This is a genomic window from Ruegeria sp. AD9, assembly GCF_056542305.1.
On the sequence record NZ_JBQFZP010000008.1, the window covers coordinates 22,208 to 42,935 of the forward strand.

The 20,728-nt window shown below is 59.6% G+C and carries 19 protein-coding genes; all 19 read right to left on the bottom strand.

All coding sequences use genetic code 11. The features are described from left to right. Nucleotides 1–46: 46 nt before the first annotated feature. Nucleotides 47–940 carry an FAD:protein FMN transferase gene (locus tag ACR0AM_RS13090; protein ID WP_480623129.1) on the bottom strand — a complete coding sequence of 298 codons (894 nt, stop codon included), beginning with the start codon at nucleotides 938–940 and terminating at the stop codon, nucleotides 47–49. After that, nucleotides 937–1,452 (bottom strand): nitrous oxide reductase accessory protein NosL, encoded by a 516-nt coding sequence (locus ACR0AM_RS13095; protein ID WP_480623130.1) that lies wholly within the window; start codon nucleotides 1,450–1,452, stop codon nucleotides 937–939. The genes ACR0AM_RS13090 and ACR0AM_RS13095 overlap by 4 nt, the downstream gene beginning before the upstream one ends. Beyond that, a complete protein-coding gene (locus ACR0AM_RS13100) occupies nucleotides 1,449–2,270 on the bottom strand; it encodes an ABC transporter permease (protein WP_480477397.1) in 822 nt (273 codons plus the stop codon). Before ACR0AM_RS13100 ends, ACR0AM_RS13095 begins: the two co-directional genes overlap by 4 nt. Continuing rightward, on the bottom strand, nucleotides 2,267–3,160 hold the full coding sequence (locus ACR0AM_RS13105; RefSeq protein WP_480559916.1) for an ABC transporter ATP-binding protein: 894 nt from the start codon (nucleotides 3,158–3,160) through the stop codon (nucleotides 2,267–2,269). The genes ACR0AM_RS13100 and ACR0AM_RS13105 overlap by 4 nt, the downstream gene beginning before the upstream one ends. After that, nucleotides 3,150–4,406 carry a nitrous oxide reductase family maturation protein NosD gene (locus tag ACR0AM_RS13110; protein WP_480588486.1) on the bottom strand — a complete coding sequence of 419 codons (1,257 nt, stop codon included), beginning with the start codon at nucleotides 4,404–4,406 and terminating at the stop codon, nucleotides 3,150–3,152. Before ACR0AM_RS13110 ends, ACR0AM_RS13105 begins: the two co-directional genes overlap by 11 nt. A gap of 2 nt (nucleotides 4,407–4,408) precedes the next feature. Continuing rightward, entirely contained in the window at nucleotides 4,409–6,316 is a 1,908-nt protein-coding gene (nosZ, locus tag ACR0AM_RS13115; RefSeq protein ID WP_480484303.1) for a TAT-dependent nitrous-oxide reductase, read from the bottom strand. A 14-nt stretch (nucleotides 6,317–6,330) separates the two neighbouring features. Next, nucleotides 6,331–8,508: a 4Fe-4S binding protein gene (locus ACR0AM_RS13120; RefSeq protein ID WP_480623131.1), complete on the bottom strand. Its 2,178-nt coding sequence runs from the start codon at nucleotides 8,506–8,508 to the stop codon at nucleotides 6,331–6,333. Nucleotides 8,509–9,049: 541 nt separating this feature from the next. Continuing rightward, nucleotides 9,050–9,313 (bottom strand): hypothetical protein, encoded by a 264-nt coding sequence (locus ACR0AM_RS13125; protein WP_480494072.1) that lies wholly within the window; start codon nucleotides 9,311–9,313, stop codon nucleotides 9,050–9,052. Then, the gene (locus tag ACR0AM_RS13130) at nucleotides 9,270–10,793 is read right to left on the bottom strand and encodes a cytochrome D1 domain-containing protein (protein WP_480623132.1); all 1,524 of its coding nucleotides are present in this window, start codon (nucleotides 10,791–10,793) and stop codon (nucleotides 9,270–9,272) included. Before ACR0AM_RS13130 ends, ACR0AM_RS13125 begins: the two co-directional genes overlap by 44 nt. 76 nt (nucleotides 10,794–10,869) lie before the next feature. After that, nucleotides 10,870–12,084: a heme d1 biosynthesis radical SAM protein NirJ gene (gene nirJ / locus ACR0AM_RS13135; RefSeq protein ID WP_480623133.1), complete on the bottom strand. Its 1,215-nt coding sequence runs from the start codon at nucleotides 12,082–12,084 to the stop codon at nucleotides 10,870–10,872. Between the two features lie 4 nt (nucleotides 12,085–12,088). Then, nucleotides 12,089–12,571 (bottom strand): siroheme decarboxylase subunit beta, encoded by a 483-nt coding sequence (gene ahbB / locus ACR0AM_RS13140; protein WP_480623134.1) that lies wholly within the window; start codon nucleotides 12,569–12,571, stop codon nucleotides 12,089–12,091. Next, the gene (locus tag ACR0AM_RS13145) at nucleotides 12,568–13,017 is read right to left on the bottom strand and encodes an Lrp/AsnC family transcriptional regulator (RefSeq protein WP_480520488.1); all 450 of its coding nucleotides are present in this window, start codon (nucleotides 13,015–13,017) and stop codon (nucleotides 12,568–12,570) included. The genes ahbB (ACR0AM_RS13140) and ACR0AM_RS13145 overlap by 4 nt, the downstream gene beginning before the upstream one ends. After that, the gene (gene ahbB, locus ACR0AM_RS13150; RefSeq protein ID WP_480623135.1) at nucleotides 13,014–14,003 is read right to left on the bottom strand and encodes a siroheme decarboxylase subunit beta; all 990 of its coding nucleotides are present in this window, start codon (nucleotides 14,001–14,003) and stop codon (nucleotides 13,014–13,016) included. Before ahbB (ACR0AM_RS13150) ends, ACR0AM_RS13145 begins: the two co-directional genes overlap by 4 nt. Nucleotides 14,004–14,006: 3 nt before the next feature. Further along, nucleotides 14,007–15,152, bottom strand: a complete 1,146-nt coding sequence (locus tag ACR0AM_RS13155) for a cytochrome D1 domain-containing protein (protein ID WP_480477377.1) — start codon at nucleotides 15,150–15,152, stop codon at nucleotides 14,007–14,009. Further along, nucleotides 15,149–15,478, bottom strand: coding sequence for a c-type cytochrome (locus tag ACR0AM_RS13160; protein WP_480623136.1), 330 nt, complete (start codon nucleotides 15,476–15,478; stop codon nucleotides 15,149–15,151). The genes ACR0AM_RS13155 and ACR0AM_RS13160 overlap by 4 nt, the downstream gene beginning before the upstream one ends. 46 nt (nucleotides 15,479–15,524) lie before the next feature. Then, nucleotides 15,525–16,286, bottom strand: a complete 762-nt coding sequence (gene cobA / locus ACR0AM_RS13165) for a uroporphyrinogen-III C-methyltransferase (protein ID WP_480623137.1) — start codon at nucleotides 16,284–16,286, stop codon at nucleotides 15,525–15,527. 201 nt (nucleotides 16,287–16,487) lie between these two features. Then, complete coding sequence (locus ACR0AM_RS13170; RefSeq protein ID WP_480488725.1) at nucleotides 16,488–16,889, bottom strand: cupredoxin domain-containing protein; 402 nt, start codon at nucleotides 16,887–16,889, stop codon at nucleotides 16,488–16,490. Nucleotides 16,890–16,943: 54 nt separating this feature from the next. Continuing rightward, nucleotides 16,944–18,731, bottom strand: a complete 1,788-nt coding sequence (locus ACR0AM_RS13175) for a NapC/NirT family cytochrome c (RefSeq protein ID WP_480623138.1) — start codon at nucleotides 18,729–18,731, stop codon at nucleotides 16,944–16,946. Nucleotides 18,732–18,855: 124 nt separating this feature from the next. Continuing rightward, nucleotides 18,856–20,532 carry a cytochrome D1 domain-containing protein gene (locus ACR0AM_RS13180; protein WP_480477367.1) on the bottom strand — a complete coding sequence of 559 codons (1,677 nt, stop codon included), beginning with the start codon at nucleotides 20,530–20,532 and terminating at the stop codon, nucleotides 18,856–18,858. Between the last annotated feature and the right edge of the window lie 196 nt (nucleotides 20,533–20,728).

Sequence of the window (20,728 nt, forward strand, 5' to 3'; positions counted from 1 at the left end):
GTTCTTGGTGAATTTTCCTGACCCACCTGAGATTTGCGACCATGCGTCATACATTCAGCTCGACACGGGCTCCGATAAAATATCTCAAGATTTCAGCGACTTGGCTTTCGGGCGCCGCGCATATCGCAGTAGACAGCCCATCTGCGATCACCGCGTCAGGGGCAGAAACCGAAACCGTTCTGTCCCGGTTTGCAGGTCCGTCCGGGGTGATGATGTGGCCCAAACCCTGTCCCAGCTGCGTCCCCAGCGACGATGATGTCGCGACCGCGCGGTCACGCAGCGCGACCCGTTTCAAAACCCGCTGGTCCGGCGCGGCCAACCCGGCTTTCCAGGGCGTGCCGTCGCCACGCACACCCAAGGCGGCAACCTCTCCCATGTCGACCAGAACATCACGCAGGCCAAAGCCACGCAGCAGCGCAGCGATCCGATCCGTGATCGCTCCCTGGGCGATACCGTTCAGCGTCAGGGCCGACTGACCCGGCACCGGCAGTCGCACCGACGCGGCATCGAAAGACACCCGTTCCCAGCCCACAGCAGCGCGGGCGGCAGCCAGATCTTCTGGGCCAGCGCCTGTTGCCAAGGCATACCACAGGGGTTGAATGCTGGGGTCGAATGCGCCGCCGGATGCCTGATGCAGCGCACTGCTCAGGCTCAGCACATTCAACAGCTCAGGCGCGGGTTCGGTCAAAACACCGTCGCGGTTCAGGCGGCTCAGCTGTGACTGCGGACGGTACAGGCTGAAGATATCCTCCAGCCGGGTCACCTCACCCTCGACGGCGGCAATGATTGGTGCGGCCTCGGCATCTGTCAGCCCGACCAGCCGCAGGCTGGCGGCAGCCCCAAGGGCGGTGCCGCGCCAGTGCGTGTCAAAGGCCATGGCCGGGGAGGCCGCACAGGCGGCCGAAATGATTAGAAATCGGCGACGGGACAGGGCGGTCATACGGGGGTCTCCAACTTCAGATCAAGATCGACCGGGCCAAGCACTTCGGCATCAGGAATGTCGGGCAGGCGCATCGCGGTCCCGCCATAGGTATTCGCGAAAACCTGGGCATCGGCAGGATCGGCAAAAGGCACCACTTCGCGCGCGCCCATGCCGCCGGCCACATCGGCACCAACCACAAAAGTCGCACCATCCGCAGCGATCCAGTTCGAAATCCCCGGCTGCCGCCAGCTTGGCGCAACGCCCATATCGCTGACATAGATGGCCGTGATATCCGCATCGCGCTCGGGGCTTTTCAGATAGGCCACCATGTCCCGCACCTGTGCAAAGAAAAGCGGGGCCGGATAGCCTTCCAGATGAACCTGCCCCTTGGGGCCGCCATGTTCGGCGACATTCATCTGGCAGAAATAGCTCAGCGCATCGGGTGTCAGATCGACCGGGTCGGGGGCCTCGGCCAGCTCTTCCTTGCAGGCCGCCAGTGCGAGCAATGCGATCAGGGCAAGACGTCTCATGGCTCAACCCTCCGGAAAGCCAGCCTTGCAAGGGCAAAGCCCAGCACCGGCCAGATCAGCAGCGACGCGGGCGCGGCCCAGACCGGCAGGGCCTGTGCGGCCCCGGTCATGCCCGAAGCCATGGCCACGCCTTCCGTCGCGGCGATGTTCCACAAGCGGAAAGCGTCGGCCGGGTTGGCCACCATCACCCATGGAAAGACGGATTGGGTGAAGGCGCCGCCCTTGTCCATGACGACAGCCCCCAACAGGCCCAGATCATAAAGGACGACAAAAACCAGCCAAAGCCCGGCCGACAGACCCGCCGCCGCCGTGGCGCCCCTCGCCAAAGCGGACAGCAGGTATCCAAGCGCCAGAAACACGGCGCCCAGCAGGATCGAGGTCAGGACAAGTCGCACCAGCGCCATCAGGCTTTCCGGCCCCGCACCACCAAAGTAAGCGGCTACCGCACCTGCGGTGCCAAAACCGACGGTCATGGCAAAGGCCAGCGCGGCCAGATGGGCGCAGAACTTGCCCAACAGGATTTCCCCGCGCCCGGCCGGATAGGACAGCAGCAGCGACAGGCTGCCCCGGTCCACATCGCCCGCGATGGCATCGAAGGAAATCATCAGCGCCAGCAAAGGCGCAAGATAGACCGACAACGTGGTCATCGACGCGACCGATACGGTCAGCATATCAACACCCAATGTGCCGGTGGGCGCACTGCCCGCAAAGGTCAGCGCCAAGGCGAATAGCACCATGATCAGCGTGGCAACCAACAGCCAGCGGTTGCGGCGCAGGATCAGCATTTCAGTTCGGGTGATGGCAAGGAAGCGGGTCATGTCCTCTCCTCCTGTGCATAGTGGCGATAAAGGTCCTCCAGCTTGGGCGGTGTCATTTCCACATCCGCCACCGCATCGCCCAACCCGGCGATCCGGCGCAGGGCCTCCATCTTGTCTTCGGGTGTGCAGAGCAGCTCAACGGACGCGCCGTTGATCCGGTTGCCGCCCAGTTCGGCGGCCAAGGCATCCGCATTGGCGCTGGCACGCACCTTCAGGCGGATCGGCAGCCCGGCCAGCGCCGAGAGGTTGTTCAGCGTGTCATCGGCGACCATCCGACCCTTGCGCATGATGGCGATCCGGTCGGTGCGCGCCTCAACCTCGGTCAAAGCATGGCTGGCAATCAGCACTGCGGTACCCTGCGCGGCCAATTCATCAATGATGGCATAAAGGTCCTGCCGCGAGATCGGGTCCAGGCCGGATGTCGGCTCGTCTAGCAGCGCCACTTTCGGCTGTCCCAGCAGCACCTGCGCCAGCCCCAGACGTTGCCGCATCCCCTTGGAATAAGCCCCGATCCTGCGATCCAATGCATCGCTCAGACCAACGCGCTCCAACAGGCCGGGCACATCGGCTTTTGACCCGGACAGTTTCGCAAACAGTGTCAGCTGCTCGCGCCCGGTCAACGCCGGGTGAAACGAGACCGCCTCGGGCAGATACGCCGTATCCTGTCGCGCCTGCGCGCTGCCAGGGGTGGCGTCCCCGATCCGAATGGCCCCGTCCCGAATGGGCGTCAGGCCAAGGATGGACTTGATCAGGGTCGACTTTCCCGCGCCGTTATGGCCCAGCAGCGCCACGCGCTGACCGGGGGCAAGGGATAGGGTGATATCGTCAAGAACGCAGGTTTTCCCCCGGTTCTTGCTGACATGGTCAATTGACAGGGCCTTATCCGTCATGAGGCACCTTTTTCATAGCTGGGGGTTCAGGGGCTTGCATCAATGGGTTGCTGTCCATCACACCCCCCGGCAACAGTGCCGGGAAGGCTGATTGCGACCAGCGTACCAGCTGCACGGCAGGCGAGCCGAGCAGCAATTTGGCTGCGGGTTGGGTCCACAGCACATGGTCCATACTGTCATTGGGTCGATAGGGGACATCGGCGATGCCGTTGCCATCCACATCATAGGCGGCAAAATCGGACCAGTAGTTGCCGCGCCCGTCTTCGGACCACTCGACCCACTTGGTCGAGACATATTTCACCTGCGTCCGGTTGCCGATGAATGAATTGCCGACGATGCGGTTGCGTTCACTGCCAGCGGTAAAATGGATGCCGATGCCGCATCCCTCAAACCAGTTGTCGGTGAATTCGTTCTTGTTCGAGTTATAGAGGAAGGTGCATTTTTCCTTGGCACCTTTCACCACATTGCCGGTGATGACGCTCTTGTTGGCGTAATTCAGCATCACGCCATGTTCGCGGTCCCCGATCGAGACATTGTTGGCGACCCGCACATTGGTCGTGAACATCACCGCATAGCCCAGATCGTTGCCGATCGAGACATTGTCGCTGACGACCGAGTCGTCGGCATACATGTAGTGAACGGCAAACCGCAGATCGCGGAATAGGTTGCCGGTAAAGGTGTTCTTCTTGGACGAGTTCACAAAGATCCCGTCGCGGCCATAGCGGATGTCATTGCCTTCAACCACTGCACCCGGCGCGTTCCAGACATAGACACCATTGCCACGCGCGTTCATGTGGCGATCCTGTCGCCCTTCAATCCGGTTGCGTCGTACGATGCTGTCCTTCGCACCGTGTATGTCGATGCCGTAAAGATTGCCCAGCAGCACGTTATCCTCGACCACCGGCGCGCGCGCCGTCTTGGTCAGCTGGATGCCGCTGTCGATCCCGTCATGATCCGAGCCTGATCCGATCACCGTCAGCCCGCGCAGGGTCACGCCCGGCCCGGTCACTGTGATCACGCTGCCTTGGCCTTGTCCGTCGATGGTGGCCTGTCCCAGCCCGTCGAGGGTCACGGGCCGGTCCAGAACCAACTGCTCGACGTAAACGCCGGGGCTCAGGCGAAGGGTGTCTCCATCCGCCGCCTGCGCCAGTATCTCGTTGATGGCCCCCGCCCGGTTGGGCACATCCCAGTCCGCCGCCCAAAGGGGCGAGCCGAGCAGGAGCGGTATGAGCAGGGGCCAACGCATGTTTATGCGCTCCGCGGCTCAACAAACATCCGGCCGCGCATCTCCATGTGCAGCGCGTGGCAGAACCACTGGCAATAGAACCAGTGCACGCCCGGACGGTCGGCAATGAACGTGACCGAGGCCGTGGCCTGCGGTGCAACTTCCATCGCGATACCGAAGTTCGACAGGCAGAAGCCGTGGGTCACATCGTCCACGTCATCCAGGTTGGTGACATAAACGGTCACTTCGTCACCCTGTTTGACGGTGAACTTCTCCATGCTGAACACGGGTGCGGTCGAGGTCATGTAGACCCGCACCTTGTTGCCGTCCCGGATCGGTTCCTCGGCACCTTCGTCCAGATCGACGCCGTCAGCCGCAGCCTGCGCGCGCGCCTCTTCCCACATTGGGTCGTTGCGGTCCCAGACATTCACCGGGTTCACCTTGGACCGGTGAACAATGATCGAGTCATGCGGCTCGGCAAAGGTCGGGCCGTCATGGACCACCTTCATCTTGTCGCCGGAAATATCGATCAGCTGCTCATTTTCGGGCTTCAGCGGGCCTACGTTCAGGAAGCGGTCTTTCGAGAATTTATTCATCGAAATCAGCCACTTGCCATCGGCTTCGGCAGTTTCACCCATCGAGGTCGAGTTGTGGCCCGGCTGGTAATGCACGTCGACCTTGTCGACGATCGGGTCAACATCAGCACCCGCATAGGCCTCGATCGCCTTGGCGATGTCCCACTTCACCACCTGGCTGTCCAGGAACAGGGTGGTATAAGCGTTGCCCTTGCCGTCGAACGCCGTGTGAAGCGGGCCAAGACCCAGCTGCGGCTCGGCGACAACAGCGGAACGCGGATCGGCGTTTTCGCTGAACAGCGCATCGACCTTTTCCACATCGATTACGGACACGGTCGGCGACAGCTTGCCGTTGATCATGATGTGTTTCTTGTCAGGCGCAGCGTTCACACCGTGTGGCGAGTTCGGGATCGGGATGTACCGGGTCAGGTTTCCACCCGCCTCTTTACGCCCGTCCACGACCTTGACGCCGTTCAGTTCCTGATAGTTCCCGGCCGCTACGGCCTCTTCGATACCTTTGAGGTTGAACACGACCACATGGTCCAGCTCGTTCTCGGTCATCTCGGCCAGGTTCATACCCATTTCCGAGTTATACGAGGTCGAGAAGGCGTATTTGCCCTGATAGTCGCAGTCGGTGTTATCGAGGTTACCCGACACCATCACCTGCCATGCAACTTCCATGGTGTCGCCGTCGATGGCAGTAAAGATGTTCACATATTGTGACGGATCATCAAGGATCTGGCCGTCATTGACCAGCGGGGCCTCGTGCTCACCGTTGGCAAAGACATAGCCGGTGCGCGGGAATTTCTGCGGACGCAGGCCGTGGATGTCATGCGCGTTCGGGATCTCGATGATCTTGTCGCATTTCATCACGTCACAGCGCACACGGGCCACGCGGGTGTTGGCCTTGTCGTTCATGAACAGATAACGGCCATCATAGGTGCCGTCGGTGAACGACATATGCGGGTGGTGCAGGTCGCCGTTGTCATAGGTGACCTTGCCGTTTGCAGCCAGGAACTCCTTGGTTTCAGGCAGCAGGCCCTCGGTCAGAACCTTCAGCGACTCGTTGGTCTGGCCCCAGCCCGTGGCCGAGCAGCGGTTGAACACCGGCACCCGCATCAGCTCGCGCATGGACGGCACGCCTAGAATGCGCAGTTCGCCGGTCTGGCCCGACGACCAGAAGCCGTAATATTCGTCCAGCTCGCCCGGCTCCAGATGCTGCTTGGCGGCAGCGCTGGCCTCTTTCGCGGTCATCAGGGTCGATCCCAGACCGGTCCCGGCGATGACGGCACCGGTGGCAGTGGCCCCCAGCATACCGCGGCGCGTGATGTTCAGTTTGTTTTCTTGGTCCGACATGGTCGTTCCTCCTTTTAGGAAACGGTTTTCGGTTTGGCGTTTGGATGGTTCGCCGGTGGTTGCCCGAGGGGGGTCTTAGGTGTGACCGACCCGGTCTTGGCCCGCCGTTTCAGTTGGCGGATAACGACGGGACATTTGTCCTCGGACTGATAGAGCACCTGACAATGCAGGCAGGTGACGCACTCGTTCGGATTGATCTCACCGGTGGGGTGGATCGCCTGAACGGGGCATTCATTGGCGCAGGTCTGACAGGGCGTGCCACAATCGTTGTAGCGGCGCAGCCAGTCGAACATGCGGATACGGGCAGGGATCGCCAGCGCTCCGCCCAGCGGGCAAAGATAGCGGCAATAGAACCGTTCGATGAACAGCCCGATCCCCAGCAGGACCAGCGCAAAGACCACAAACGGCCAGTCGCGCATGAATTTCAGAATGATCGCGGTCTTGAACGGCTCGATCTCGGCATATTGCTCGGCCAGCGGGATCGACACGAAACTCAGACCAAAAAGACCCAAAAAGATCATGTATTTTGCAGGCCAGAGCCGCTCGTTCAGACCCCAGGGCAAAGTCCATTGCGGCACTTTAAACGCCCGTGCGATCTTATTGGTCAGCTCCTGAAGCGCGCCAAACGGGCACAGCCAGCCGCAATAGGCTCCGCGACCCCAGAACAACAGGGCGGCGGCCACGGCAAACCACTGGATAAAGACCAGCGGATCCAGCAGGAACGCGTCCCACGAGAACCCGGTGCGCAAACTGCCCGCCAGCGCCATCAGGTTCACCACGCTCAGCTGTGCATTGGCATACCAGCCGATGAAGAACAGGGTCATCGTCAGGTACCCGATGCGGAACCAGTAAAAGACGCGCGCATTCATCGTGGCGTGGAACTGGAAGAAGAACGTGGCCGTCAGCACCAGCAGCATGACACCAAGCCCGGCGATCTCTACAGTGCGATCCTTCCAGATGCGCTGCCACAGGGCGGCCTTGGCGGCCGCTTCGCCGGTTGCATCATCCACAACCGATGGGGTGGTGACTGGCAACAGGTACTGTTCCGGCAGCTTGTATCCCAGATCGAAGGTCAGAAAGGTCTTTTCAACCGCCCCGACGGCACGCTGCACCAGCAATTGCAGGCGGAACGGCTCGGCCGGGTCAAACTCGGCATCAGCGGGGATCTTGAAGATATCCAGTTCGGTAAAGCTGGGGGCATCTGGCGCTGCAACCTCACCCAGACGGCGCTGCTGCTTGTCAAAGAACCGCACTGAGCCGTCGCCCTGGATCAGTTGAATCCGGTCAAAGATCCCACCCCGGACATAGCCCGATCCCTTGAAACTATAGGCCCCGCGGCCCAGTACCAGAATGGCCTGTTCGCCCTCATCCAGCCAGTTGGTCAGGTTCCGGTATTCGGCCTCACCCAGCAGTGACTTGCCGATCGACGGCACCGAAACAAGCGCCATATGCATGTCGATGAACGTGTCATCCGGCTCGCCCGGTTCGGGTCGCTTGATCGCGCGCTGATCCCCTGTGGCTTCAAAGGCGGCATTGACCTGCCCGACATCCAGCGTCATCCGCCGGACCGAGCCGTCTCCCGACAATGTGGTCCAGTCGTACATGGCATCCTGCGCCATGTCGACTTCGCGCTGCGGACCTCCAGCTTGTACCGGAGACAATCCACCCAGCCCCAGCGCGCGGGCCACTTTGATCCCGCCGCGCACAAGGCTGTCATCGATCACCATGATCGTCACGGTCGCGCCCGAGATAATGTCGAGGTCATGCCCCTCACCCCCGGTCTCGGCCTCTCGTTTCAGGTCAAGGCCCGCATAGCCTTCGGTCAGTTCGACCATGCGGGAATTGGGAATGCCGATCAACACGATGGGTTCGGAATGCTTGACCAGCTGAACGCCGGTCAGAACAGCGTCCGCATCAATGGCGGCAACCACGTGAATGGGTTTGCCGGAATAGCCGGTCGTGCCGACAAAGTCCGAAGTCAGAAAAGCCCATGCGATCGTCTCGCCACCCCGAAGGACAGGGGCAACCTTCACGTCGCTGCGTACCGGGCCAAACGCGTCGGCACCCGGGGCCAGGTCAGCCGGATCAATGTCGGGAAGAAAGCTGGCAAGACTGTCGGCGCGTGCACTGATTGCAACACTGCAGGACAGAACGAGGGCCAGAAGGAAATGGATTGCGCGACTTACGACCACGGCGCACCTCCGAACAATTGGGTGGACGCCATGGACGCGCGCGGGGCGCGTTCAGATTCTTCTTGGGTCGCAAACGGGGGCCCTCGGGTTTCGGGCCACAGGTGTTTGGGGCTGTACAAAATGCACTGCTCCCCATGTTCAATGCGTACATTTTGAACATTTCCGACGCTTGCGGACAGCAAAGCGCCCGGCATAGGTGCTGACGTCACCGCACAAAGCGCACAGTCCGCGCATTTTGGGCAGGGCGCGGTTGGATCGTCGTCCCCTTCTTCAAGGTCAACTTGGACCCAGACCGCGCCCGCCTCCGAGCAGATCTCCACCCACATGCTCTCACCGGGACTCGCCAGCACCGGACCAAGCATTTGCAAAAGCAACAGGAAAATGCCCACCAAACCACACACCGCACGGGACACGCGATCAAACAAGCTATGCGAGGGGTGGAAGGTGGGCATTGAGAATCCAACTCGGCGTTCTTTCCCGAACCCTATGGGATTCTGTTAGGCGGAGACTTGACTTAGATCAGGTGCTCGCGAATTTGCAGCTACCCGTCAGCTTCATCCATCAACCCTCGAACCCAGCGCCCAGCCAACCATGTCGCCGGAATGCCCAACGGGATTGACCACAGGATCGCCGGAACCGGTTTTATCGCTGAGAATCCGGCACTGTGCAGGATCAGCCCGGCCAGAAACAGGTTGATAGCCACGGTCAACATGGTGGCTGGATAAAGCAGAATGGCCAGTTTCCAGACCGGCCATTTGCCCTCAGTGGCTGGTGCCTTCCGAGAAGGTGATTTTGTTCCAGACATTGTACTTCCCAGATGGTTTACGCATCGGCAGGCGGCGCACTTCTTCCAGCGTCTGTGCGTCATAAACGATCACCGCGCCGTCATCTTCCCAGATCGACACAAGCGCGTGGCGGCCATCCTTTGTGAACTCTACATGTGCCACGGTCTTGCCCGGGGCAGGGCGCAAAGTCTTTATGATTTCAAGGCTTTGTTTGTCGATCACATGCATGGCATCCTTGTTGGGGCCAAAGAAGACATCGGCCCAGACGTAAGGCGAATTCTCGTGGCTCCGCATGAAGAATCCCGGCCCTTCGGTCTTGATCCGCTTGACGGTTTCCCAAGTCCCCATGTCGATCACCGACACCGTGCCGTCAGTCAGATGCGGCGTGGCCATAACGGTCGTATCGCCATGCTTCCACGTAATCCCCGAGCCTAGATGCGGCATCCCCGGCAAGTCCAGATCGGCCACCTTGTGCCCAATAACAAGGTCGATCACCTGTCCGCCCTTGCCATCGCGCGCGGCACCCATGACGTATTCATAGCCCTGATCGAAAAAGAAATCGTCCAGATAGTCGGGCGTTGTGATCTTGCGCACCGGGAAAGGATCGGGGTTCTTGAACTGCCCTTCTATGCGAAAGTCGTGACCCAGCCCGGATTGCGGCGGGTTGGCTCCGTAGAAGACCTCCCAGATCTCGGGAACATCCTTGAGCGCCAGAACAAAGCTCTCACGCGGGGGGGCCTGATACACCGCGGATACGCGGCTGGATTTTCCCGCTTTTCCTTTGATCGCAATGACTTTTGCCACCGACAGGTCTTCGGTCGACAGCAAGGTCAGACTGTTGGGCAAATAATTCGCAACGGCCAGCCACTTGCCGTCGCCGGACATTGCGATGTTACGGCTGTTAAGCCCTGCCCGTACGCGCCCCACCTGTTGCAGGGCCCAGATGTCGTATTTCTGAACCCAGCCATCCCGGGACATGATGAATACGTAACGCCCGTCCGGGCTGAACTTCGGCCCGCCGTGAACCGCGAAGGGTGTCTCGAACCGGTCCAGAACCTCAAACGTGTCACCGTCCAGCACACTGACATGATGATCCCCGGTTTCGACCACCAGGGTGATGTTCATCGGGTCACTTGACCACACTGGCGCCTCAACGGGGATGTAACCGTCATCCAGCGTGCGGCTGTTCATGATATGGGCCTCGCCCCATTCGGGGTCGGTTTCCAGCGGTGATTTTAGCCAGCCGGCCAGCTCTTCAATCTGCAAAGCGTCAAGTTCGTGCGAGAAAGCAGGCATTTGCGTCGCCGCGCGCCCTTCGGCTATTACCGCTGAGATGCGGGGCCCGCGCATGCGCTGGAGCGTCTCGGGGATCAAGGCCGGGCCGACGCCGCCCAAGCGGTTTTCACCGTGGCAGGACGCACAATGTTCAGCATAATCCGTTGGTGCATCCGCCCAGGCACCACTAGCGCCCAGCACAGAACACATCAACACGAGCTTCATCTTTTCAAAAATACTCCCGCCGGAGGCCCCCTTAGGTGTCTCTGGCGCCCATGTCGAAGGCTCAGAGCAGACGGAACTAAAAGAATTGATGCGCCGGATCATGGCTTTTCCCCCGGAACGGCGTAACCTGCAGACGCTCGCCTGCGTCGTCAACACCGATTTCTTCGTTTGTCAGGTAACAGGCCGGATCTTCGGCCCAGGGATCACCGGTCAGTTGCAGGGCTCGGATGCGGGTGTTGCCACCGCAGACATCCTTTAGCTCGCAAGCCCCACAGCGCCCTTTAAGGGGGCGCGGACGCGTGCGCAGCATAGCCAGCATCGGATCGTCGCTGGTCCAAAGCTCGGAAAACGATGTCGTCTTAACGTTGCCTACTGTGTAATCGGACCAGTACGTGTCAGGATGGACCCGGCCCAGATTATCGATATTGGCCACGCCCAAACCGCTGGAATTTCCTCCCCAAGCGGCCAGATGCTCGCGGACATGCGCGGCCTTGTCAGCGTCGAAATGCGTACGAATCCAGTTCAGGAAATACCCCGCATCTGCGTCATTGTTGCCGGTCACGATGTCCAGCGGGCGACCGCCCGAGGCAGCCTCCCACGCGCGCTCCAACAGCAGATCCATTCCCTTGCGGGTGCGCTGATGTTCGGCATCCTCGCCGCGGTTCTTGTCACCGCGCCCGGCATAAACCAGATGCGAAAGGTAGAACTTGTCGACGCCCTCGTCGTCGCATAGCTGAAGCAGGTCCGGCAGGTGATGCTGCGTGCCTTCGGTCAGGCAAAACCGCAAGCCAACCTTGATGCCGCGCCTCTTGCATTCACGCGCACCGCGCAGGGCGTCTGCAAAAGCCCCTTCAACACCGCGGAACCAGTCATTCGTGGCCCCGATCCCATCCAACGAGATGCCAACATAGTTGAATCCGACATCGGCAATCATGTCGGCGGTCTCATCATGAATTCGTGTCCCGTTGGTCGACAGCGCCAGCATCGGCACAAGGTTTCGGGCACGTTTGGCAATGTCGAAGAAATCGAACCTGTCCAGTGGTTCCCCACCCGAGAGGATCAGGGCCGGGACGCGAAACTGGCCCAGATCCTCAAGGGTTACCATGGCTTGCTCGTGGCTGAGCTCGCCCGGGAACGCAACATCCGCCGAGACGGTGTAGCAATGACGGCACTTCAGATTGCAGCGCCGCGTCAGGTTCCAGATCACCACCGGTTTCACAGGGCCGGGGCGGCGTTTTCGCACCGGGGTCGGTTTGACCAGCTGGTGCATGTATTCGGTCAGGCGAAACATCGTCTCAGCCTTTCTTTTTCAGGCGCAAACCGGTCTTTTTCAGGATGCGCGTGGAATAGAGGATATCCTTGACCCGGCAGGCGTCACCCAGGATCGCAGTGATCTGGGCGCGTTTTTCCTCGACTTCATCCCGATCCGAACCGTGAACCATGGCAAACAGGTTATAGGGCCAGTCGGGCAAGGCGCGCGGGCGTTCATAGCAATGGGTGACAAAGGGTAGAGCACCGATCTGAGCGCCCAATTCGGCGATGCGGTCATCTTCGACATCCCAGACAGTCATGCCGTTCGAGGTCATTCCCAGCTTGTAGTGGTTAGGGGCGGCTGCGATGCGGCGGATTACGCCGCGTGCTTTGAGGGCTGACAGCCTCTCAAGCAGGTCGGCTTCCTGCATCCCCAGATCATCAGCAACCTGAGCATATGGGGCGGTAACCAGCGGCAATCCGCCCTGCAGTGCTTGGATAATCTGTCTGTCTGTTGCGTCGATCATGCCGCCACCCGAAAGCCGATGTAGAATTCCTGAAGTTTGGGGAAACAAAGAACCTCGATCCCCGTTTCCCGTTCGATTGCATCGGCTGCGGCCTCGATCCCTTCGGGCGTTTCCGTGGCCAAAACGAACCACATGTTCAGCCGGTGCGTACGTTCATAATTATGGGCGACCTCGGGATGTGCATTGACTTTGGTCAGGACCGCTTCGAATTCCCCAGCCGGAACGGCCATCGCACAGAGGCAAAAGGCACCGCCCATTGCTGCGGCATCGAAAAACGGCCCAAAACGTGTGATGACACGGGACTCTTTCATGCGCGTCAGGCGTGCCAGTAATTCGGCCTCGGTCAGTCCAAGTTCTTTGGCGACTGTTGCGTAAGGATGTGAAACCAGTGGCAGATCGTCCTGCATACGGTTCAGAATCGCACGGTCGGTTTGGTCCAGCGTCATGCGGCGACCTCCTTGGTTTGAATCAGCGCACCGGTCTGCTTGAAGCAGCGGGTTGAGAACAGAACCTTGTTCCGTACACCCGTCAGTTCGGGCAAGGCCGTCGCACGGGCCAGTACGTCCAATGCTTCGCTGCGGGACCGCGCGTGGATCATGGAATACAGGCGATATGGCCACACACCGGGCACCGGGTTGCGCTCGTAACACAAGGTCACACCGGGGAAAGCCGCCAAAGCGGGGCCGGCTGTGTCGATCTGCTCTGCTGGCAAGTCCCAGACAACCATCGCATTGGCGGACCAGCCAAGAGCCCGGTGACGTACGATGACGCCCAGCCGCGAAATGATACCGGCAGTATGCAACGCGATGACTCGCGCCATCACATCATCAACGTCCCGGTTCAGTGAATGTGCCAAATCTGCATAAGGTTCGGCGACCAGAGACAAACCCGAGCTCAGCGTCTGCAGCAGACACCGATCACCCTCGCGCATCGCAGACGCATCCACCTGACGTGCTGTGGGCACGGTTTTGACCCCGCCGATCATGCGGAACCCGAGATCAACGTTGAAAGGGCGCACCAGCCGCAAATCCAGAACACGCAGCCCGGTGACCCGGCTGATCCGTGCGAGGGTATCATCCACATGTGCCCGATCAGGGCCGGTTGCGACGAACCAGAGGTTCCAGGCGTCCTCGCGCTGATAATTGTGGTTTACACCCGGTTCGGCGTCGATCAGGGCGGCGACCTCCTCCAGCCGCTCCTCCGGGACGGAGACTGCCGCCAGAGTACTGGCCGTCACCACGCCGGGTGTAATGGTTGCGCCAACCCGCGTGATGCGGCCCGTGGTGCGCATTCTGGTCAGGCGGTGGATGACTTCGCTTTCGTCAAGCCCAACTGCGTTTCCAAGAACCTGAAACGGGCGTTCGATTACCGGGAAATCGCGCTGAAATTCATCCAGTAAGCGACGGTCGATCGGGTCTGTAATGTGTTGCATGACTTACAGACCCGTTTTGTGCGCACGCGCGGTAAAGAAGATGCCCGACGGGCTTTCGGCCTCGATCTCACGCAGTTTTTCGAAACTACGCGTGTCATAAACCATGACCTTGTTCGCATCGCGCACACTGATCCAGACTTCGTGCCCGCGTGGTGTGAACTCCATGTGCAAAACGGCCGGGCCGGGCTTGAATTCGTGAATAATTTGTTTGCTGACAGTATCGATGACCTGAATGGTATCGTTCAGCGGGTGGGCAAAGTTAACCCAGACCTGTCGCCCGTCCGGGCGGGCCATGGCAAAGACCGGCTGTCCGTGGGTTTGTGTGCGTCCGGTCTCGGTCAGAGTGGCGGCGTCTACCCACAAAACCTCATGGTGGCCAACGGCGGGCAAGACGAATTCGGACCCTGTCAGCGCCCAACCTTCCAGATGGGGCATCTTGTAGACCGGCATTTCCTCCTGACCACGGCCATAGCCGGGCAGAACGCGGATCGGTTCCGGGTTGTCGGACCACAGGTCAAGCGCGGTCAGGCCATCCTCGCCAAACAGGCCGGCGATATAGGTGCGGCCATTGGCAGTGATTAGCGCGTCATAGGGGTTCTTGCCGATATCGGTGATCCTGGTGATCTCGGGCGCCCCCCGTGCAAAATCCGCGATCCATGTTTCGCCCGTGTCCCACATGGTGAAAACGAAGCGGCGGCCCGGCGCGTCGACCAAACCAATCGTTTTGCTGCCAGTGGGAATGTCAGCCACCATCTCCAGCGTTTGCGCATCAAACACGCGCACACCGCCGGGTTCGTAATTCGATACCGCCACAAGCGTACCATCGTCCGAGATCGCGCCGCCAATGGCGTTTCCGGACTGCACAACGCGGTTCACGATCTGGCGGGTGACAATGTCAACCTTGGTCAATCCACCGTCGCGGCCAAAGACAAAGGCAAAACGTTCATCCGGTGAATAGACCAACGAGGCGTGGGACAGGTCGCCCAATCCTTCTATCCGGGCCAGAGCGGCACGGTCGGACTGGTCCACCAACAGGACCGATCCGCTGGCACGTTCGATCACCAGCCCAAGGTCTCCTGTCGCCATCGGCTCGGCCTGGGCCGCGGTCATCATCAATGTCGCCGCAAGGCTGAGGATAAGGTATTTCATCGTGCCTCCTGTTCCAGCAGGTATCGGGCAATCCATTCGGCCTCTTCTTCGCTGATCAGGGGCCGCCACGGGGGCATCGCCGTATCGGGGATGCCGTCAAGGATGACGCCGGTCAAAACCTCGGCGTCATAATGCTCCAGTGTTTTCGAGCGCAGATCAGGCCCCAGGCCGCCTTTCAGTGATAACCCGTGGCACGAGCCGCAATCCTGATGCACAAGTCTTTTCAGTGCGTTGGGATCAATGACATCGGCAGCAAAGGCGGACGTTGCGGCCAGAACCGCAGTTGTCAGAAAGGTTCGGGCAACCCACCCCTTGTGGCCGGGCACATTTCTGTTCGGCGCGGGACACGGCACACGATTTCTGCACCCTAGCTTAGCCATGAGCCCGTTCCAGAATGTTCGCCACGGGCTGTTCGGCGTAGAGTGAGACAACTTTGCCGATGATGAAAAGCGTTGGTGCCTTCAACCCGGAGGTGCGCACGTCGTTGGCCAATTGGTCCAGCCGTGACACCAGCCGGCGTTCATCGGGTGTCGTCGCATTTCCGATGGCCAGAACCGGTGTTGATCCCGGTAGGTTTTCGGTCATCAGCCCCATGGCGATCTGGCCGATATTGGCCACACCCATATAGACCACCAGTGTCGTGTCCGGGTCGGCCAGGCGTTTCCAGTCCAGATCCAGCACTTTGTCTGCCTGCCGGTGTCCGGTAACATATTGAACCGAGGTGGCCAGACCGCGATGGGTCAGCGGCACGCCGGTCGAGCAGGACGCGCCCTGCGCCGCCGTTATCCCCGGTGCGTATTCGACCGCCACGCCATGGGCCATCAGATAAGCGGCTTCTTCCGAGCCGCGGCCAAAGATCATCGGATCGCCACCTTTCAGACGGGCGACCGTGTGACCTGCGCTGGCCTCTTCCAGAAGGATTTCGTTGATCCGGTCCTGTGGGACGGTGTGGCATTTGGGCGCTTTCCCAACAGGGATCAGCCGCGCGCCTTTGGCGTGCAGATTCAGGATATCAGCAGACACCAGCCTGTCATAGACCACCACATCTGCTTCCTGCAGCATTCGCAGGGCACGCAGCGTCATCAGCTCGGGGTCGCCGGGGCCTGCACCAATCAGAAAAACCTTACCGCTCATGTTCAAACTCGCTGGGTCTGAATGTCTTCGAAACCCGGGGTTTCCTGCGCGAATCCAATGCTTTTGCGGGACGTTGCTGGGTAGGCCGGGCGTGTCATGAGGGCAGATTGGCGCAATCGAAAACCAACCTCCTTGACATAAGTTAAGGAGCGCGGGATTTGCGCCCGCGCCCCTCTGTTCAGCCTATGAAAACACCCGGGATCAGGGCTCGACAGTGATCACCCCGATCATGTTCTGTGTCTCCCAATGGGGCCCGCAGAGATAATCCTGAGGGCCGGGTGTCAGGAAGGTCATTTCAACCGTTTCTTCCGGGAACAACCGGTCGCTTTCGGGTTCGCTGCCATCTTTCAGCAACACACTGTGGCTGGTGCGCTTGTCGACATTCACCCATCGGACAGTTGTACCTGCCTTTACGGTCAGTTCGAACGGGCAGAAATTGTAGTTGTACATCAAAACCACTTTGGCGTCCTCGACCGAGGCCGAGGGGTGGCCGAACAGCTCGACATAACGTTCTTCGGCTTCGGCGCAGATCTCGGCGGTTTCATCTGACCAGGCTGGCGCGGCAAGAAGCAGCAGCGCGGGAAGAAGGCGGTGGGGTTTCATGGTCCATGTCTCCTTTCCAAAGTAATTGGGGCCGGGAGAACCGGCCCCAAACTGTTATTGCTTGACCACGTTGATAAACGCGCTGTCGTCGTCGAGCGCTAGGCTGGTATCCAGCGTTACGTGGTGGAACCGTGCGGCGGCAAAGTCATCATGGATGGCAAAACCGACCGTATAGGTTTGACCGGCCTCCAGCGGAACATCGCCGGGTGCGCCTGAGTTCAGCGGACGTGTGAAAACAACCGTCCACATGCCACCAGACAGGTTTGCCGAGGCTGCAATCTCACCATCATTGACCACCCGCTGTTCCAGCAGATAACCATTTGTGGCACTGCCGTCCGCGTAGACACGCATCAGGTCAAGATAGGTGCCATCAGCCAGATACTGTTCGATCTGTTCTGCGGCCTGCAACTTGTCCCAACCGCCCAAAGCCTTGCCGCCCCTGCCTTTGATTTCGATCTCGGTGCGGCTTTCGCTGAGGTACTTGGTCACGGTGTCCTGAGCGGTCAGGCGACCGGAAACATCCCCGTTTGCGGCAATTGCATCCGCCTCAGGCGCAAAGGGCATATAGGTGTTGTCGGCGTGGCACGACGCCCAGCACCCGACCTGATCGCCCAGCTCGATGCCGGTTCCGGTGATCATCATAGCGACCTTGATTTGGTTTTCGGGGTCCATTTTGCCGCCATCAACAAACGGAGCAGGGTTGTGCCCTGAATCCGGCCATTGCAGACGGATGTACAGGTTTTCGTCATCATGTGCCGCCTGAACGGTTGCGTCGATCACACCGCGTTTGCCGGGGATCGGAGTGGGTTCCAGTTCGCCACCGGCAACGATCTTGTTACCAATCGCATCCAGTTCCTTGGCATGACAGGTCGAACATTGATCGCCACCTTTGGTCAGCGGACGGGCCCCGCCATGGGTTTTTCCGTTCTGCACCCATTCAAATGACGCCTGGCCCGGATAGAACAGTTTCAGTTCCGCACTGGCCACCGCATTCCAGTCGATGTTGCCACCGACATCGCCGCTTTCACTGCCGGCAGGTGTTGTCGAACCATCGGTTGCAGCCGTTGCCCGCTCTTCCGCGACAGCCGCGTCAACTGCTGCTGCAATCTGGGCCTGAACGGCCTCCTGCTGGGCTTTCTTTGCAGCTTTCTCAGCTTCGGCCTCGGCAGCTTCCTTGGCTTCGATCCGCTCAAGACTGGCAAGGTATTCTGGCGGTATTTGTCGGATGAAAGCCGGATTTGGCGCCTCAAGCTCCTCCAGATACTCGTCGGTTGCGCGATCTCGGATGTTCGAGTGGGCAATGCCCTTGTGGCAGTCGATACAGGTCTGACCGGTTTCCATTGCGTTCAGGTGCTGCTGACGCGCACGGGGACGCTGGAATTCGGGCATCATCGATTCAAAGTCATGGCAGTTTCGACATTCACGCGAGTCCGTCGATTTCATCCTCTCCCACTCATTCATGGCAAGATGAATGCGCTTGGCTTCGAATTTCTCGCGGGTGTTGATGGTGCCGACCATCTTTCCATAAAGCTCTTTCGAGGCTTTTATTTTGCGGATGATTTTGTGGGTCCAGTCCTTGGGCACGTGACAGTCCGAGCAGACCGCACCAACGCCCGACCGGTTCACGTCGTGGATCGTGCCCTGGTATTCCGCATAAACAAAATCCCGCATCTCGTGGCACGAGACACAGAATTCCTTGGTATTCGTGGCTTCCATGGCGGTGTTGAACCCACCCCAGAAGATGATGCCGGCGGCGAAAGCCGCAGCAATGCCGGCCACGGGCATTCCCCACAGGAAATACCGGCGCCAGATCGGTTTTTTCTTATCCGGTTCGGAAGTCATATCCGGGCTCCGTTTTGGCTGTCTTGTCTGGCCTTGGGTGGCAGGCCGGTGAGTTTGGCGGATCTGTCAAACGAGGAAAGGGCGGGCGAGGGGCCCGCCCTTTCCGGTTTAGGTTGCGAACCCGTCAGGTGACGTGGTTCGACCGGTTGTAGACATTGAATTTGCCGGTCGGGGCGTAAAGTCCGTCAATCCGACCGATCTCTTCCAATGTCTTGGCGTCGAAGATCACAATCTGACCGTTGGGTTCCTTCGAGTCCGACAGGTTCCACTTGGAAACCCAGACCTCGGTACCATCGGCGTTGAATTCGAAGTGAACAGCGGCACTGCCTTCGTCTTCGGTGATCTGGATGGTTTTCACGATCTCGCCGGTCTCTTTCGAGATGACCTGAACCGATTGCTGAATTTCCGGCTCGGGGTGTTTGGTCTGATCAGCCCAGATGTAATCCGAGTTCGGGTGGGTGCGGACAAACAGGCCGGGGCCGTCGGTTTCCACCTCGTAACAGGTTTTCCAGGCCTGATCCGGATGACCTTCTGGGTCGTTGCCCCAGACTGTCACGGTACCGACACCCAGGTGGGTTGTGCCCGCCACAGGTCCGCAATTCGGGTCAATCCAGTTGGCGCCCGGACCGGGGTGCGGCAGAGCAGCGGTGTCGATCATCGCCTCAAGCTTGTGCGTTTCAGTATCGACAACGACCATCTTGTTCGATGCGTTAGCCGCGATTTGGAAGTACCGGCCTGTCGGGTCGAAGAACCCGTCATGCAGGAACTTGGCCGAGTTGATCTTGTCGATCCGCAAGTTGTCGAGGTCTGTGTAGTCAACCTGCCAGAGCTGCCCCAGCTCTTTCACGGCAACGATCCAGGTGGGTTCGTTCGGCGTGGTGTAGATAGCGGCCACACGGGCTTCTTCCACATACTCGCCATCTACGTTGGTGCCACGGGTCGATACGACTTTGACCGGCTCCATGGTCTGCGCGTCAACGATCGCAAAGTGAGGCGGCCAGTACCCACCGCCGATGACGTATTTGCCGTCACCGGACACGGCGACATCGCGCGCGTCATAGGCGATCTTGACTTCCGAAACCAGCATCTTGTCCGGCGTTTGCCAGAGGTCGATCTTGGTCATCTTGCCGTCACGGCCCATTGTATACCAGAAACGGCCCGGCGTTTCGGGTTCGGTGATGTTGTGATGCTCCGAAGCCTTCAGGACGTGCACGGCATAGCCGGTCGGAATATGCGTCAGCACTTCTTTCGTGTCGCCGTCAATGACTGCAACCTTGCCGACGTCACGTTCGATGACGACAAAGAAGTTTTCCCAGTTGCGGCCGTGCAGCGGTTCGGTCGGATAGTCCGCTTCTTCGACGTAGACCTTGCGGGTTGCCTTCATCTGTTCCAGCGACATTTCAGGCGGCTTTGGGGCCTCCATCATGATGTATGTCGCCATATCCTTGATTTCCTGCTCAGACATGATGTCCGAGAAGTTGTTCATCCCGCCTTCAGTTCCCCAGGCGATGATTTTCTCAAGGCGTTCCTGACCCAGTTTCAGGGTGCCGCCTTCGGTTACGGTGCCGTCGGCTGCGGTCTTCTTCCAATGCGGTTCCAGGTTTTTACCGGTAGCGCCTTTGCGCAAAACCCCGTGGCAGCCTGCACATTGTTCAAAGTACAGTTGTTTCGAAGCTTCAAAGGCTTCGTCGCTAAGTGTTGGCTCGTCGGCAAAAGCTGGAGCAGCGACGCTGCCCAACAACATTGCCAATCCGACCCCAAAAGCGCGGCCGGTCTTGTTGTAGCTGATTCCAAGTGACATGATCACTCTCCATTTGCGTGGTGAGGCAATGCGGAGACTGATCCATCACGGGATTGTCATCCTTGACCAAAGTCAACGGGCGCGGCGCTAACTTCGCTCTTTGGACAAAAACCAGGTGCAGATTTCAGCGATAAAACCTGTTTTTTTTCACATGTTTTTACGTCTTGATTTCGGTTAAGTGCCTCAATCCCGTCGG